Below are 14,555 nucleotides of genomic sequence, written 5' to 3' on the forward strand. Positions count from 1 at the left end.
CGACCTTCGCCAGCGGCGACGATCAATGCGCGAGCCGAATTACTCGGCACCGCCCTGCTCGGCCTGCTTGGCGCGAAGCGCGTCCACGGTGCGGACGAGCTTCGACGGGAGCGCCTGGAAGACAGAGGCAGCCTGGGACTGCTTGCCCTTCATGGCACCCGCCAGCTTGCTGAGCAGAACCTCGCGGGACTCGAGGTCCGCAAGCTTCTTGATCTCGTCGGCGGACAGCGCCTTGCCATCAAGGACACCGCCCTTGATGACGAGAGCGGGGTTGTCCTTGGCGAAGTCACGAAGACCCTTCGCCGCCGTGACCGGGTCACCGGTCACGAAGGCAACAGCGGTCGAGCCCTTGAGGTGCTCGTCCAGCTGGATCCCGGCCTCGTTGGCCGCGATCTTGGTCAGCGTGTTCTTCACCACACGGTACTGAGCGTTCTCGCCGAGAGAACGGCGAAGCTCCTTGAGCTGCGCCACGGACAGTCCGGTGTAAGACGTGACAACAGCAGCGTTGGAGTCGCGCAGCTTCTGCGTGATCTCCTCGACGGCTGCGACCTTGTCGGACGTCGCCATGAGCCTCGGCCTCCTTCCGGGGTGATGATCCTCGACTGACCCTGCGATCAGCCGCGTACTGCCGGACCGCCTGAATCAGGCACACGGGGAAGGGGTTCTGCACAAAACGAAACGCCCCGGCGCAGGCGCACGGGGCGTGAGCTCGACCTGACGACACAGTCGTCCGGGAGCACTTCCACAGTCACCTACGCGGGTCGTCCGCAGCTTCAGCGGATCCTTCGGCCACCGCACCCTCTTACGAGCGCACGGCAACGACCAGCGGTCTTTGGCTTCTGTGGAAGAGTACGCGAACGCGGTCGCGACAGGCAAATCGGGTCAGCTGCCGGCCTTCTCCATCTCGGCGGCGAGGTCCATGACCTGGCTCTTCGGCGGCGCGGTGACCTTCACGGGCTTGTTGTAGTCGAGGAACGTGATGGTCATGTCGAGGGGGCCCTTGTTGCCCTTGCCCTGGGCGCGGAACTGCTTGGTGTGGTCCTCGCCGTCGATCCACATGTCCATCGTGAGCTTCTCGACGCCCATGTCCTCGTACTCCTTGAGGCTCTTCTCGCGGCGCTTCTTGGTGGCCGCGTCCTCGTCCTTCAGGAGCTCACGCATCCGGTCCAGCGTGACCGTGCCCTTGTAGTGGGTGGTCTCGACGCCCTCGATCTTCTCGGTGCCGACCTTCTTCAGGTCGTCGGAGCCGGTCAGGAGCGTGGACTGGTCGGCCGGGTTGTTGTCCGCCTGGGCGGAGAGCGAGCTGCCGTCCTGCTTGGCGGTGCCCTTGCCCTTGGTGTGGGCGAACTTGATCCAGCGCTTGCCGTCCATCTCCTTGGCGGCCTCCTTGCCGCCGCCGAGGTAGATGGCGCCGTCGACGAGGCGGATCTCCGCCTTCTCCGGGCCCTGGGAGGGCGCGCTCATCTTCATGCTCATGGCGAGCGGCTCGGTGCTCATCGCCGCCTCGGCCTGGACCCGGCCGTCGCCCGGGACGCTGCCCCGCATGCGGAAGCTGAACGAGGTCAGCTTCTCGGTCTTGTCCGCGGCCTTCTTCACGGCCGCCGCGGGCGCCATGTCGCCCCCGGCCTTGTCCGCCTTGTCGGACTTCTCCGAACCACAGCTGACAGCGCCCCCGGCGAGCAGCAGGGCGGCCAGCGCGGCGCCTGCGGTTCTCCTGTGTCCCGTACGTACGGAAATGCTCATGACCCCACCCCTGGAACATTTGATCTACTTATTGCGGTGCGCTGACATTACCTGAACGTAAGGGTCTCCTCGACGAGAGGCTGCCCGGAGGGCTGGGGGCGCCCTGTCGGGGGCGCGGGGAACTGCGCGCTCGGCGCGCGACAAGCCGCAGACGCGCCTGCCGAGTCGCTCGGCAGACGCGTCTGCGGGTCCTTCGTGGCTGGTCGCGCCCCTTGGGGGGCCGGAGGTGGGCCCCGGCGTCAGCCGCCGGTGCCGGGCTGCCGGTTCATGAGGTCTTGGAAGTCCGCGGTGTCGCCGGCGGGCGGCTCCTCGGCGGAGACCTCGGTGCCGTAGTCGCTGTAGTACGCGGTGGCGGAGAGCGTGCCGGTCCTCATCTCGCCGCGCTCGGTCTTCTTCACCAGCAGGTTCTCGTCGTCGACCCAGATGTCGACGGTCTCGGTGGTGACCCCGGCCTGCTCCAGCTGCTTCTTCATGTCGGCGAGTTGCGAGGTGCTGAGGGCCGAGCTGCGCTCCGCGAGCTTGGCCACGTCGACGGTGCCCGAGTAGTGCGTGGTGTTCACGCCCCGCACCTTCTCCTCGCCGACCTTCTTCACGTCACCGGAGGCGAGCAACATCTTCACCGACTGGTGCGGCGTGCTGTTCTGCATCGCGTCCTTCATGTACACGCCCGAGCCACCGCCGATCTTCTCCAGGTCGTCGTACGCGTACCGCACCCAGTGCTTGCCGCCTGCCTGGACGGCGAACTGCTCGCCCATCTTCGCGTAGTAGGCGTCGGGCAGATAGCGGGCCTGCATGGTGGTGCTGCCGGCCTGGCGCATGGTCTCCGCCATCTGGCCGCCGGTGTAGGTGATGGTCATGGTGCCGGAGAGGCCATCGGCCCACCCGAGGGTGCCCTCGGCCTTCATGGACATCGCCGAGCCCATGGTGGTCTCGGACGTGACCTTGGCGGAGTCCGCCTTGTCGGTGGTGTTCTCGATGGTGCGCAGTGCGGCTATCGGGTCGGCCTTCAGGGCCTTGCCGCCGTCGCCGGAGCGCTTGGAGCCGCCGGAGTCGTCCGACGAACCGCAGGCCGCCACTCCCCCGGTCAGGGCCGCCGCGGTCGCGATCGCCAGCGCCATGCGTCGCACAGTCGTGCCGTTCATGTCGTCCCACCCCTTGCGTCCATGCGAGCCGGCGCTCCGACGGCGTCCGCTCGTCCGCGTGTCCCGCGCGTGTCCACAACTCCGTACGGGCACGGCCCCTACGTATCTTCGAGCATGTACCCGGAAAACGGGACGGGCCCCGCACCCGGAAAGGTTGCGGGACCCGTCACATACGCGCCAGGCGCGGCTGTCGTCGGTGTCAGACGGCGGCCGGGTCCTCCTCGACGAGGAGGTTGCGGGTGCGGTTGGAGTCCAGCGGGATGCCGGGGCCCATCGTGGTGGTGAGGGCGGCCTTCTTGATGTACCGGCCCTTCGCGGCCGACGGCTTCAGACGGAGGACTTCCTCCAGGGCCGCGGCGTAGTTCTCCACCAGCTTGGTGTCGTCGAAGGACACCTTGCCGATGATGAAGTGCAGGTTCGAGTGCTTGTCGACGCGGAACTCGATCTTGCCGCCCTTGATGTCGTTGACAGCCTTCACGACGTCGGGGGTGACGGTGCCGGTCTTCGGGTTCGGCATCAGACCACGCGGACCGAGCACGCGGCCGAGGCGGCCGACCTTGCCCATGAGGTCCGGGGTGGCGACGACGGCGTCGAAGTCCAGGCGGCCCTTCGCTACCTCGTCGATGAGCTCGTCGGCGCCGACGATGTCGGCTCCAGCGGCTTCCGCGGCCGCAGCACGGTCACCGGTCGCGAAGACCAGGACCCGGGCGGTCTTGCCGGTGCCGTGCGGGAGGTTCACGGTGCCACGGACCATCTGGTCGGCCTTGCGCGGGTCGACACCCAGGCGGAAGGCGACCTCGACGGTGCCGTCGAACTTGGTCGCGGAGGTCTCCTTGGCGAGCCGGACGGCCTCGAGCGGGGCGTAGAGCTTGTCCCGGTCGATCTTGGCGTCCGCAGCGCGGAGAGTCTTGCTGCGCTTCACTTCTACTCCTGTGGTTCAGGTGGGGAGTTCGTGGTCCGGACCAGCGCCTGGCCCTGCCACTTCAGGTCACGGTGCCGACTGCGCGGCTCCGTCGGGAGCTGTGATCAGCCCTCGACCGTGATGCCCATGGAACGGGCGGTGCCGGCGATGATCTTCGACGCGGCGTCCAGGTCGTTCGCGTTGAGGTCGGGCATCTTGGTGGTGGCGATCTCGCGGACCTGCGCCTCGGTGATCTTGGCGACCTTGGTCTTGTGCGGCTCGCCGGAGCCCTTCTCCACGCCCGCGGCCTTGAGGATCATCTTGGCGGCCGGCGGCGTCTTGGTGATGAAGGTGAAGGAACGGTCCTCGTAGACCGTGATCTCCACCGGGATCACCCAGCCACGCTGCGACTCGGTCGCGGCGTTGTACGCCTTGCAGAACTCCATGATGTTCACGCCGTGCTGGCCCAGCGCGGGGCCGACCGGCGGGGCCGGGTTGGCTGCGCCGGCCTGGATCTGGAGCTTGATGAGCCCCGTGACCTTCTTCTTCTTGGGAGGCATAGCTCTCTCCGGGTCCTAGTGAGAGTGTTGAGCCCCATCCGAGACGATGATCGTCGTCGATAGTCGCGATCATTCGGATGGAGGCATACCGCACTACGATAACGGGTATCTCGGCGGGGCCCAAACCGATATCGGCAGGGGCCGCGGCCCCCGGCCTCCCGAGGACCGGGGCCCGCGCCCTTCGGTGGCCGCCGTCAGCAGCGCTTGGACGTCATCGCCTGGCCCGTGAGCGCGTCACCGGGCGCACGCAGCCGGCCGACGGCCGAGGTGCACTCGGCCGCCGTCTTGGCGGGCAGCGACCAGAACTCCTGGCCGTTGGTCTTGTTCCACCAGTCCTGGCCGACGATCTCGTCCCGCGCGTAGCTGTACACGCCGGTGCTGACGTCGTAGTCCTTGACCTTGTCGCGGAAGCTCTTCCACACCCAGACGTAGCCGTAGTTCGCCTTGCACGTCGGGCTGTAGAACTGCTTCACCGACGCGGCGTGGGCGCCGCCCCGGTCGATGTAGGCCGTGGCCCCGATCTGGTAGGCGTCGGAACAGACCCCCGCCGCCCGGGCCCTGACGCTCTTCGGGTTGCCCTCGGCCGAGGGGGCGGTCGACTGGGGAGCCGCCCTTCTGGCGTCGGGCGCGGGCGCGGGGCCGGTTCCCGCGAGGGCGGTGCCGGCCCCGAACAGGACGAAGGCGCAGGCAGAGGCAGCTATCGCGGTGTTGCGGGCACGCATCAGGTGTTCCCCCTTGCTCATCGGTTGAGTGCACCCGCCCCGTACCGCCGCAGAGCACCACAAATCGCCGCGCATGGCGACAGGAGTCTCCATAAGCGTGCTGAAGTGGTGTGGAGGAAGGGACCGGGCGTTTCCGTCTACAAGTGAGACAACCCGAAGCCCGGAATGGTTGTGGCGCAGGACACATTCACTGACCGTGTCCACGGAAAAGCCCCTGAGCTGCGGTTTCCCGCGGCCCAGGGGCTCCGTCCAGAGATCCTGCTGGATCAGTTCTTCTGCATCAGTTTTTCTGCATCAGTTCTTCTGAGTCAGTTCTTCTGGATCTGGTCGAAGCTCAGCTCGACCGGGGTCTCGCGGCCGAAGATCTCGACCAGGCCCTTGACCTTCTTCGAGTCGGCGTTGATCTCGTTGATCGTCGCCTGCAACGTGGCGAACGGGCCGTCGGTGACGGTGACCGAGTCGCCCACCTCGAAGTCCAGGACCTGGACCTCGACCTTGCGGGCCGGAGCCGGCTTGCCCTCGGCCTCCGCGGCCTCGCGGGCGGCCTTCTCCTCGGCCTCCGGGGCGAGCATCTTGACGATCTCGTCCAGGGTCAGCGGGTACGGGTCGTAGGCGTTGCCCACGAAGCCGGTGACGCCGGGGGTGTTGCGGACGACGCCCCAGGACTCGTTCGTCAGGTCCATGCGCACCAGGACGTAGCCGGGGAGCTTGTTCTGGCGAATGGTCTTGCGCTCGCCGTTCTTGATCTGCGCGACCTCTTCCTGCGGCACCTCGGCCTGGAAGATGAAGTCCTCGACGTTCAGCGAGACGGCGCGCTGCTCGAGGTTGGTCTTCACGCGGTTCTCGTAACCGGCGTACGTGTGGATGACGTACCACTCACCGGGCAGGCCGCGCAGCTCGTCGCGCAGGGCCGCGATCGGGTCGACGGGCTCGGCCGCCTCGACGGGGGCCTCGTCCTCGGCGTCCTCGGTCGCGTCGGCGTCGTCCGCTGCTTCGACGTCGTCGGCCGCGTCGGCGTCCTCGGCCGCTTCGGCGTCCTCGTCGGTCTCGGCGACCGGGGCGCCACCGGCGGCGGCCTCCTCGTCGGACTCCACGTGCAGAGCCGCCTCCTCGGCGGGCTCGCCCGCGGCGACGTCCGCAGCCTCGGCCTGGTCCGGCTCCTCGGCGTCCGCCGCCTCGACGATGTCGAGCTGGTCCTCCACGGACTCCGCGTGATCCGCGCGAGGCTCAACGGCGTCGTTCAGGTTCGGGTCAGACACGGTGGCTGCTTCTTCCTGGATACAAGGGGTGGAACACGCGAAAGGGGCGCCGGGTGCGGCGCCCTTCGCTCTCGGCTCAGCCGAAGATGTACTTGATGAGGTTGCTGAACCCATAGTCAATCACGGTCACGAGACCGATCATGATGACTACGAAGATGATCACGACCGTGGTGTACGTCGTGAGCTGGCTGCGCGTCGGCCAGACGACCTTGCGGAGCTCGGCGACAATCTGGCGGTAGAACAGCGCCAGTCGGCCCAGAGGGCCCTTCTTGCCGCGCTTTCCGCCCTTGCGCGCCTTCTTCTTGGAGTCCGGCGCCTCGTCCTGGGCATCAGGCATGTCGATGGAGCCCACGGCGTCCGTCACTCGTCTCACCTGATTCCGGGTCGTGGCCGTGCCGCGCCCGGTTGAGCCGCACGGCGGTGCATTGCAGTACGTACATGCGCACACATCCTGGCGAAGGTGTGTGTAGCAGGGCCGGAGGGACTTGAACCCCCAACCGCTGGTTTTGGAGACCAGTGCTCTACCAATTGAGCTACGACCCTTTGATTTCCCCCAACCTACAGCATCCGACCATGTGCACCGAGTGCGTTTGGCAGGAGCAGCCGTTGAGGGCCAACGACGAGTGAGTGTACGTGGTCCTGGGCGCCCCGTCGAACAGGATGGGGCCCGAGATGATCAGTGCTCGGTCCCCCGGTCCTGCAAACCCGTGTGCCGGGGGCGCTCGGGGTCTGGAACGATGGGCGCATGAGCGCTGTCACCCCTCCCACCGAGCGCCGGGTCTCCGCCCGAGTCGGCGCGATCTCCGAGTCCGCGACCCTCGCCGTCGACGCCAAGGCCAAGGCCCTCAAGGCCGCCGGGCGCCCGGTGATCGGTTTCGGCGCGGGCGAGCCGGACTTCCCGACCCCGGACTACATCGTCGAGGCCGCCGTCGAGGCCTGCAAGAACCCGAAGTTCCACCGCTACACGCCCGCGGGCGGCCTGCCCGAGCTGAAGGCCGCGATCGCCGCGAAGACGCTGCGCGACTCCGGGTACGAGCCCGAGGTCTCCGAGATCCTGGTGACCAACGGCGGCAAGCAGGCCATCTACGAGGCCTTCGCCGCGATCCTCGACCCGGGCGACGAGGTCATCGTCCCGGCGCCGTACTGGACGACGTACCCCGAGTCGATCCGCCTCGCCGGCGGTGTCCCCGTCGAGGTCGTCGCCGACGAGACCACCGGCTACCGCGTCTCCGTGGAGCAGCTGGAGGCCGCGCGCACGGAGCAGACCAAGGTCGTGCTCTTCGTGTCGCCGTCGAACCCGACGGGCGCCGTCTACAGCCGCGAGGACGCGGAGGCCATCGGCCGCTGGGCCCTGGAGCACGGCCTGTGGGTCATGACGGACGAGATCTACGAGCACCTCGTCTACGGAGACGCGCAGTTCACGTCCCTGCCCGCCCTGCTGCCCGAGCTCCGCGACAAGTGCGTCGTGGTCAACGGCGTCGCGAAGACGTACGCCATGACCGGCTGGCGGGTCGGGTGGGTCATCGGCCCGAAGGACGTGGTGAAGGCCGCGACGAACCTCCAGTCGCACGCCACGTCGAACGTCTCCAACGTCGCCCAGGCCGCCGCCCTCGCCGCCGTCTCCGGCGACCTGACGGCCGTCGACGCGATGCGTGCGGCCTTCGACCGGCGCCGCCGCACGATCGTGCGGATGCTGAACGAGATCGACGGCGTCCTGTGCCCGGAGCCCGAGGGCGCGTTCTACGTCTACCCCTCGGTGAAGGCTCTCGTCGGCAAGGAGATCCGCGGCAGCCGTCCGCGGAACACCGTCGAGCTCGCCGCGCTCATCCTGGAGGAGGCCGAGGTCGCGGTGGTCCCGGGTGAGGCCTTCGGCACCCCGGGGTACCTGCGGCTCTCGTACGCACTCGGCGACGAGGACCTGGTCGAGGGCGTCGCGCGCATCCAGAAGCTGCTGGCCGAGGCCCGCGACTGACGCACGTCTTGTTTCCGCGCCCCACGCGCGCGTGGACGGGCACCTACGAGTTTTCGTAGGTGCCCGTCTGTCCGTTCGGGGACGTACCCCTTGAAGGACTTCTTGGGGAGAAGCGGCTACCGGGACGGGCCGTCCGTACGGCAAGATCCTGGAATGGAGCGTGTACGAGACGTAAGAGAGCTGCCGAAGGCCCATCTGCACCTGCACTTCACCGGGTCGATGCGGCCCTCGACGCTGCTCGAGCTGGCCGACAAGCACGGGGTCCACCTGCCGGAGGCGCTGACGGGCGGTACGCCGCCGAAGCTGCGTGCCACCGACGAGCGGGGCTGGTTCCGCTTCCAGCGGCTCTACGACATGGCACGGTCCTGCCTGCGGGATCCCGAGGACATCCAGCGCCTGGTGCGGGAGGCGGCCGAGGAGGACATCAAGGACGGCTCGGGGTGGCTGGAGATCCAGGTCGACCCGACGTCGTACGCGCCCCGGCTCGGGGGCCTCATCCCGGCCCTGGAGATCATCCTGGACGCCGTGGAGAGCGCCTCGCGGGAGACCGGCCTGGGGATGCGCGTCCTGGTCGCGGCGAACCGCATGAAGCACCCCCTGGACGCGCGCACACTGGCCAGGCTCGCGGTGCGCTACGCCGACCGCGGGGTCGTCGGCTTCGGGCTCTCCAACGACGAGCGGCGCGGCATGGCGCGGGACTTCGACCGCGCCTTCGCCATCGCCCGGGAGGGCGGCCTGCTCGCTGCCCCGCACGGCGGCGAGCTGACCGGGCCCGCTTCGGTGCGGGACTGCCTCGACGACCTGCACGCGCGGCGCATCGGGCACGGGGTGCGGGCGGCGGAGGACCCGCGGCTGCTCAGGCAGCTCGCGGAGCGGGGCGTGACGTGCGAGGTGTGCCCGGCGTCCAACGTGGCGCTCGGGGTCTACGAGAAGCCCGAGGACGTGCCCCTGCGGACGCTGTTCGACGCCGGGGTGCCGATGGCGCTCGGCGCCGACGACCCGCTGCTCTTCGGCTCGCGCCTGGCCGCGCAGTACGAGATCGCGCGGCACGACCACGGCTTCGACGACTCCGAGCTGGCCGAGCTCGCACGGCAGTCGGTCCGCGCCTCGGCGGCGCCCACCGGTGTGCGGGAGAAGCTGCTCGCGGGCGTGGACCAGTGGCTGGCCGCCTGAGCGCGGGCGCCGGACGGGCCGCCTAGAGGCTGACGCCCACCGTCACCGGCTCGTTGACCAGCGTGACGCCGAAGGCCTCCCGCACGCCCGCGACCACCTCGCGGGCGAGGGCGAGCAGGTCCTCGGTGGTGGCGCCGCCGCGGTTGGTCAGGGCCAGCGTGTGCTTGGTGGAGATGCGGGCCGGGCCCTCGCCGTAGCCCTTGGTGAAGCCCGCCCTGTCGATGAGCCAGGCCGCGGAGGTCTTCACGCGGCCGTCCCCCGCGGGGAACGCGGGCGGTGCGGTGTCCGGGCCGAGCCGCTGCGCCACGCGCGCGCGGAAGGCGGCGAACTCCTCGGCCGTGAGGATCGGGTTGGTGAAGAACGACCCCGCCGACCAGCTGTCGTGGTCCTCGGGGTCGAGCACCATGCCCTTGCCCGCGCGCAGCTTCAGGACGGTCTCCCTGGCCGTGGCGGCGGGCACCCGCTCACCGGCCTCGACGCCGAGCGTGCGCGCGGTCTCCGGGTAGGCGATGGGGGCGCTCATCCCCGCCGCGTCCTCCAGCAGGAACCGTACCCGCAGGACCACGAACCGCTCGGGCTCGGCCTTGAAACGACTGTGGCGGTACGAGAAGTCGCACTCGGCGTTCGGAATCGTGACCGTCTCCCCGGCCTTCCGGTCGTACGCGACCACCTCGGTGATCGTCGAGGAGACCTCCTGGCCGTAGGCGCCCACGTTCTGGATGGGCGTCGCGCCCGCGGAGCCCGGGATCCCGGCCAGGCACTCGATGCCCGCGAGCCCCGCCTCGACGGTGCGCGCCACGGCGTCCGTCCACACCTCACCGGCCGCGAGCTCCAGCTCCGTGCCGTCGAGCTCGAAGCCGGTGGTGGCGATGCGCAGCGCGGTGCCGTCGAAGCCCTTGTCCCCGATGACCAGGTTCGACCCGCCGCCGATGATCAGCAGCGGGGTCCCGGCGTCGTCGGCCTCCCGGACGGCGGCGATCACCTCGCCGTCGGTCGTCGCGGTGACCAGGCGGGTCGCGGGCCCACCGAGCCGGAAGGTGGTCAGCGGGGCGAGGGGAGCGTCTTGGAGTACCTGCACACGCACCAGGGTACGGGCCGGTCCGCGGGCCCCCGGGCCGACCGCCTCGCCGCGCGCCCGACGAGCCGCACTCAGCTCGCCAACCGCAGGACGGGCCGCAATCAGCCCGTCCGGCGCCCGAGGACGAGGCCCGAAGGGCCGGAAAGCGGGGGAGAGGGGGCGCACCCCCAGATGAACCCCCAGTCACACGGAGGCAGGCACCCGCTTCTCGGCCGAGGCTTCGACACCCCCCGAGGCACCCCCGCGCCCGGGCAGAAGCGAGGCAGCAACGGCCGCAAGGCCGACGACCCCCGTGCCTACCCACAGCGCGGGCACGAGCCCGTCCACGAACGCCCGCGGCGCCCCGTATCCGCCCTGCGCGGAGAAGACCGAGGCCAGGACGGCGATGCCGAGCGCCCCGCCCACCTCGCGCAGCGCGTTGTTGGCGCCGGAAGCGATGCCCTGCTCGGCGGGCCGGACGCTGGCCATGACGAGGCTGGCGGCGGGCGCGAAGTACAGGGCCATGCCGATCCCGCTGAGGATCAGGGCGGGCAGCTGGGCGGCGTACGACACGTCGGGCGACAGGACGACGGCGAACCAGCCGAGTCCCACGGCCTGGAGCGCGAGCCCGACGGTGACGACCGGACGGCCGCCGACGCGGTCGGAGAGGTAGCCCGCGATCGGCGCGACGATCATCGGCATCCCGGTCCACGGGAGCATGCGCAGCCCCGCCTCGGTCGGCGAGTAGCCGAGCACCCCTTGCAGGAACTGGCTGAGCAGGAAGATCGAGCCGAACATCCCGACGAACATCAGCAGGCTGGCCGCGTTGATCGCCGAGAAGGCCCGGTTCCGGAAGAGCCGCATCGGGAGCATCGGGTTCTTGCTGCGGGCACCGTGGAGCACGAAGCCCGCGAGCAGCGCGCCGCCCGCGATCAGACCGGTGAGGACGGGGGTGCTGGACCAGCCGTCGATGTTGCCGCGGATCAGCGCGTAGACGATGCCGAACAGGCCGCCGCTGGCGAGGAGCGTGCCGGTGACGTCGAGCGGGCCGCCCGTGCCGTGGGACTCGGTGAGACGCGTCCGGGCGAGCGGCAGCAGCGCGAGGCCGAGCGGGACGTTCAGCCAGAAGATCCACTGCCAGGAGGCGTGTTCGGTGAGCGCGCCGCCGATGAGCGGCCCGCTGGCGACGGCGAGGCCGTTGACGGCACCCCAGATCCCGTACGCCATCCCGCGCTTGTGTGCCGGTACGGCGGCGGTGAGCAGGGTCAGGGTGAGCGGCATCATGATCGCGGCGCCGACGCCCTGGACCGCGCGGGCGGCGATCAGCTCCTCGATGCCGGACGCGAGAGCCGCCGCGGCGGAGGAGACGGTGAAGACGGCGAGGCCGATGCCGAAGAGCTTGCGCCGTCCGAACCTGTCCCCCAGGGCCGCGCCGAACATCAGCAGCACGGCGAAGGTGAGGGTGTAGGCGCTCACCGTCCACTCGAGGTCCTCCAGGCCACCGCCCAGGTCCTCGCGGATGGAGGGCAGCGCGGTGGTGACGACCAGGTTGTCGAGGGCCGCCATGAAACCGGCGACGCTCGTGATGACGAGGGCCCAGACGACTCCCCCGCGGTGTGCTGCTTGTTGTGACATCGCTCCCCCAGAGACTGCTTGTCAGGTTAGTAATTGATGACTAACTTTACTGGACACGCCGAACCGCCCGGCGAGACCCTTGCGCCACGGCAGCACCCTTTCCGAGCGGCGCGCCACCCTTGCGGGCGGCAACACTCTTTCCGGGCGGCACCGCCTATACGGACGGCAACACCCTTGCATCCGGCACCGCACTCGCGGACGGCACCGCACTCACTCGCGCGTCGGCCCGGACTCCCCCGCAGGCCGGTCGGGCAGATACAGCCCCTCCCAGACCCGGTGCTCGGCGGGGTAGCCCATGGCCGCCAGGACGTTGATCAGCATTCCGAACGCCATGAAGGTCGTCGTCTCCCGCACGTCGGCCCCGAGCGGCAGATGCGCGGCCTCCCAGATCTCCAGCCACCCGGCGCGCACCATCTCGCCGAACTCGTGGTCCCCGGCGGCCTCGGCGGCCGCCACGGCGACGTACGTCTGGAGCTGCATCTGGAGCTTGTCGGGATCGTCCGCGATGAGCTGCGAGTACGCGGTGGCCATGGCTTGCAGGGCCTCTTCGCCCGCCAGCCCTTCGCTCGCCCTCTCGAAGACCTTCCGGGTGTCCTCCAGGCAGCGCGCCGACGCCGCCAGGAAGATCGCTTTCTTGCTGGGGAAGAGCCGGAAGAGATACGGCTGCGAGACTCCGACGCGCTTGGCGATCGCCTCGGTCGACGTCCCGTAGTACCCACCGCGGGCGAACTCGCTCATCGCCGCGCGGATGACGCTCTCACGCCTCTCCTCTGCGCTCATCCTGACCATACGGCTAAGTTAGTACTCAGTCACTAACCAGGTCAAGGCCGAGTAAAGGGCGTCCGCCATGGCTGACGCCCCTTACTTCGGGTCTGTCCACCCGGTTGCTCCCACCGGCCCGGCTTTCACCGGCCCGGCTTCCACCGGCCCACCGGGGGCTTCCACCGGTCAGGCCAGGCGGACGATCGCCCGGGACATGCCGAGCACCTTCTGGTCGTCACTCTTCGCGAGAAGGTCGACGCGGACCTGCTTGTCGTCGAGTTTCGCCGTGACCTTGGCGCTGACCTCGATCGTCGCGCCCTTGTCGTCGTTCGGGACGACGACCGGCCTGGTGAAGCGCACCCCGTACTCGACGACGGCGCCGGGGTCACCCGTCCAGTCCGTGACCACGCGGATCGCCTCGGCCATGGTGAACATGCCGTGCGCGATGACGTCGGGCAGGCCGACTTCGAGGGCGAACTTCTCGTTCCAGTGGATCGGGTTGAAGTCGCCGGACGCGCCCGCGTACTGCACCAGCGTCGCCCGCGTCACGGGGAAGGACCGGGCCGGCAGTTCGGTGCCGACCTCGATGTCGTCGTATGCGATCTTCGCCGCCATCGTCTCAGGCCCCCTCTGCCGCGGTGTCGGACGTCTTGGCCGTGGCGTCGGCCGTCTTGGCCGTGGCGTCCGACGTCTTGGCCGTGGCGTCCGCCGCGGCCTTGCTGCCTGCCGCGCGGGCGACGAGCTTGGTCCAGGCGGTCACGACGTGCTCGCCCGCGGCGTCGTGGACCTCGCCGCGGATGTCCAGGATGTCGTTGCCCGCCATGGACTTGATGTTCTCGATGGTGGACGTCACCGTGAGCCGGTCGCCCGCGTGCACGGGACGCGTGTAGGCGAACTTCTGGTCGCCGTGCACGACCCGGCTGTAGTCGAGGCCGAGCTGGGGGTCGGAGATGACGAGACCCGCGGCCCGGTAGGTGATCGAGAACACGAAGGTCGGCGGGGCGACCACATCGGGGTGACCGAGGGCCTTGGCGGCCTGCGGGTCGGTGTACGCGGGATTGTCGTCCCCCACCGCGACCGCGAACTCGCGGATCTTCTCGCGGCCGACCTCATAGGGGTCGGTGGGCGGGTAGGACCGCCCCACGAAGGACTGGTCGAGCGCCATGGATCAGCACCTCCTGGCAGCTGTGTGGACAGGATGGACAGGCAGGATGGACAGGATGGACAGCGTGGAGAAACGACACGAGGCCGCCCCCGAGTGAACGGGGACGGCCTCGAGTACGAGCCTTTTATCGCGTTTCGCGGTGCGCGGTGTGCGAGTTGCAGCGCGGGCAGTGCTTCTTCATCTCAAGACGGTCCGGGTTGTTACGCCGGTTCTTCTTGGTGATGTAGTTCCGCTCCTTGCACTCCACGCAGGCCAGCGTGATCTTCGGGCGGACGTCTGTGGCAGCCACGTGAGTGCTCCTTGACGGACGGGTGGACGGATGAACGCATAAAAGAGTAGCCGATCGGAGGACCGACCCCACAATCGGCTACTGAGGGTAGCGGTGACCGGACTTGAACCGGTGACACAGCGATTATGAGCCGCTTGCTCTACCGACTGAGCTACACCGCTGCGATGCGCGTCCG

General features: G+C 69.2%; 15 protein-coding genes, 2 tRNA genes and 1 pseudogene. 2 read left to right on the plus strand and 16 right to left on the minus strand.

The features are described 5' to 3' along the window. Positions 1–39: 39 nt before the first annotated feature. The 9 genes from rplJ to ACH4DX_RS13645 all read right to left on the minus strand — a co-directional run bounded on the left by rplJ (position 40) and on the right by ACH4DX_RS13645 (position 6,870). Positions 40–567: a 50S ribosomal protein L10 gene (gene rplJ, locus ACH4DX_RS13605; protein ID WP_398122122.1), complete on the minus strand. Its 528-nt coding sequence runs from the start codon at positions 565–567 to the stop codon at positions 40–42. A 315-nt stretch (positions 568–882) separates the two neighbouring features. Further along, positions 883–1,743, minus strand: coding sequence for an LppX_LprAFG lipoprotein (locus tag ACH4DX_RS13610; RefSeq protein ID WP_398155139.1), 861 nt, complete (start codon positions 1,741–1,743; stop codon positions 883–885). 239 nt (positions 1,744–1,982) lie between these two features. After that, on the minus strand, positions 1,983–2,885 hold the full coding sequence (locus tag ACH4DX_RS13615) for a hypothetical protein (RefSeq protein WP_398155140.1): 903 nt from the start codon (positions 2,883–2,885) through the stop codon (positions 1,983–1,985). A gap of 199 nt (positions 2,886–3,084) precedes the next feature. Further along, positions 3,085–3,807: a 50S ribosomal protein L1 gene (gene rplA, locus ACH4DX_RS13620; protein ID WP_398122125.1), complete on the minus strand. Its 723-nt coding sequence runs from the start codon at positions 3,805–3,807 to the stop codon at positions 3,085–3,087. A gap of 104 nt (positions 3,808–3,911) precedes the next feature. Further along, positions 3,912–4,346, minus strand: coding sequence for a 50S ribosomal protein L11 (gene rplK, locus ACH4DX_RS13625; protein WP_016645192.1), 435 nt, complete (start codon positions 4,344–4,346; stop codon positions 3,912–3,914). Between the two features lie 194 nt (positions 4,347–4,540). Further along, the gene (locus ACH4DX_RS13630) at positions 4,541–5,068 is read right to left on the minus strand and encodes a hypothetical protein (protein WP_398155276.1); all 528 of its coding nucleotides are present in this window, start codon (positions 5,066–5,068) and stop codon (positions 4,541–4,543) included. Positions 5,069–5,376: 308 nt separating this feature from the next. Next, entirely contained in the window at positions 5,377–6,327 is a 951-nt protein-coding gene (nusG, locus tag ACH4DX_RS13635) for a transcription termination/antitermination protein NusG (RefSeq protein ID WP_398155141.1), read from the minus strand. A gap of 76 nt (positions 6,328–6,403) precedes the next feature. Next, positions 6,404–6,691, minus strand: a complete 288-nt coding sequence (gene secE / locus ACH4DX_RS13640; RefSeq protein ID WP_030567222.1) for a preprotein translocase subunit SecE — start codon at positions 6,689–6,691, stop codon at positions 6,404–6,406. Positions 6,692–6,797: 106 nt separating this feature from the next. After that, positions 6,798–6,870: transfer RNA gene (locus ACH4DX_RS13645), tRNA-Trp, on the minus strand. 202 nt (positions 6,871–7,072) lie between these two features. Here ACH4DX_RS13645 and ACH4DX_RS13650 point away from each other — a divergent pair. Then, positions 7,073–8,299, plus strand: coding sequence for a pyridoxal phosphate-dependent aminotransferase (locus ACH4DX_RS13650; RefSeq protein WP_398122128.1), 1,227 nt, complete (start codon positions 7,073–7,075; stop codon positions 8,297–8,299). Between the two features lie 153 nt (positions 8,300–8,452). Then, complete coding sequence (locus tag ACH4DX_RS13655; RefSeq protein ID WP_398122129.1) at positions 8,453–9,472, plus strand: adenosine deaminase; 1,020 nt, start codon at positions 8,453–8,455, stop codon at positions 9,470–9,472. A gap of 22 nt (positions 9,473–9,494) precedes the next feature. Here ACH4DX_RS13655 and ACH4DX_RS13660 read toward each other — a convergent pair whose 3' ends face one another. From ACH4DX_RS13660 to ACH4DX_RS13690, 7 genes and pseudogenes are all read right to left on the minus strand, one after another. Then, the gene (locus ACH4DX_RS13660; protein WP_398155142.1) at positions 9,495–10,550 is read right to left on the minus strand and encodes a UDP-N-acetylmuramate dehydrogenase; all 1,056 of its coding nucleotides are present in this window, start codon (positions 10,548–10,550) and stop codon (positions 9,495–9,497) included. Positions 10,551–10,733: 183 nt separating this feature from the next. Further along, positions 10,734–12,164 (minus strand): MFS transporter, encoded by a 1,431-nt coding sequence (locus ACH4DX_RS13665; protein WP_398155143.1) that lies wholly within the window; start codon positions 12,162–12,164, stop codon positions 10,734–10,736. 210 nt (positions 12,165–12,374) lie between these two features. Then, the gene (locus ACH4DX_RS13670) at positions 12,375–12,953 is read right to left on the minus strand and encodes a TetR/AcrR family transcriptional regulator (RefSeq protein ID WP_398155144.1); all 579 of its coding nucleotides are present in this window, start codon (positions 12,951–12,953) and stop codon (positions 12,375–12,377) included. 159 nt (positions 12,954–13,112) lie between these two features. Then, positions 13,113–13,541, minus strand: a complete 429-nt coding sequence (locus tag ACH4DX_RS13675; RefSeq protein ID WP_398155145.1) for a MaoC family dehydratase — start codon at positions 13,539–13,541, stop codon at positions 13,113–13,115. 109 nt (positions 13,542–13,650) lie between these two features. Then, positions 13,651–14,091 (minus strand): annotated as a pseudogene (locus tag ACH4DX_RS13680) (MaoC family dehydratase N-terminal domain-containing protein); the annotation flags it as partial. A gap of 124 nt (positions 14,092–14,215) precedes the next feature. Then, positions 14,216–14,380, minus strand: a complete 165-nt coding sequence (gene rpmG / locus ACH4DX_RS13685; protein ID WP_003956487.1) for a 50S ribosomal protein L33 — start codon at positions 14,378–14,380, stop codon at positions 14,216–14,218. Positions 14,381–14,468: 88 nt separating this feature from the next. Then, positions 14,469–14,541, minus strand: a tRNA-Met gene (locus tag ACH4DX_RS13690). Between the last annotated feature and the right edge of the window lie 14 nt (positions 14,542–14,555).

It is taken from the genome of Streptomyces sp. NPDC017940, from assembly GCF_044328435.1.
Taxonomy (GTDB): Bacteria; Actinomycetota; Actinomycetes; order Streptomycetales; family Streptomycetaceae; genus Streptomyces.

Bases quoted from the DNA above. Each gene is read 5' to 3' on its own strand.
- rplJ (WP_398122122.1), bottom strand. From the start codon at position 567: ATGGCGACGTCCGACAAGGTCGCAGCCGTCGAGGAGATCACGCAGAAG.
- ACH4DX_RS13610 (WP_398155139.1), bottom strand. From the start codon at position 1,743: ATGAGCATTTCCGTACGTACGGGACACAGGAGAACCGCAGGCGCCGCG.
- ACH4DX_RS13615 (WP_398155140.1), bottom strand. From the start codon at position 2,885: ATGAACGGCACGACTGTGCGACGCATGGCGCTGGCGATCGCGACCGCG.
- rplK (WP_016645192.1), bottom strand. From the start codon at position 4,346: ATGCCTCCCAAGAAGAAGAAGGTCACGGGGCTCATCAAGCTCCAGATC.
- ACH4DX_RS13630 (WP_398155276.1), bottom strand. From the start codon at position 5,068: ATGCGTGCCCGCAACACCGCGATAGCTGCCTCTGCCTGCGCCTTCGTC.
- ACH4DX_RS13650 (WP_398122128.1), top strand. From the start codon at position 7,073: ATGAGCGCTGTCACCCCTCCCACCGAGCGCCGGGTCTCCGCCCGAGTC.
- ACH4DX_RS13655 (WP_398122129.1), top strand. From the start codon at position 8,453: ATGGAGCGTGTACGAGACGTAAGAGAGCTGCCGAAGGCCCATCTGCAC.
- ACH4DX_RS13665 (WP_398155143.1), bottom strand. From the start codon at position 12,164: ATGTCACAACAAGCAGCACACCGCGGGGGAGTCGTCTGGGCCCTCGTC.
- ACH4DX_RS13670 (WP_398155144.1), bottom strand. From the start codon at position 12,953: ATGGTCAGGATGAGCGCAGAGGAGAGGCGTGAGAGCGTCATCCGCGCG.
- ACH4DX_RS13675 (WP_398155145.1), bottom strand. From the start codon at position 13,541: ATGGCGGCGAAGATCGCATACGACGACATCGAGGTCGGCACCGAACTG.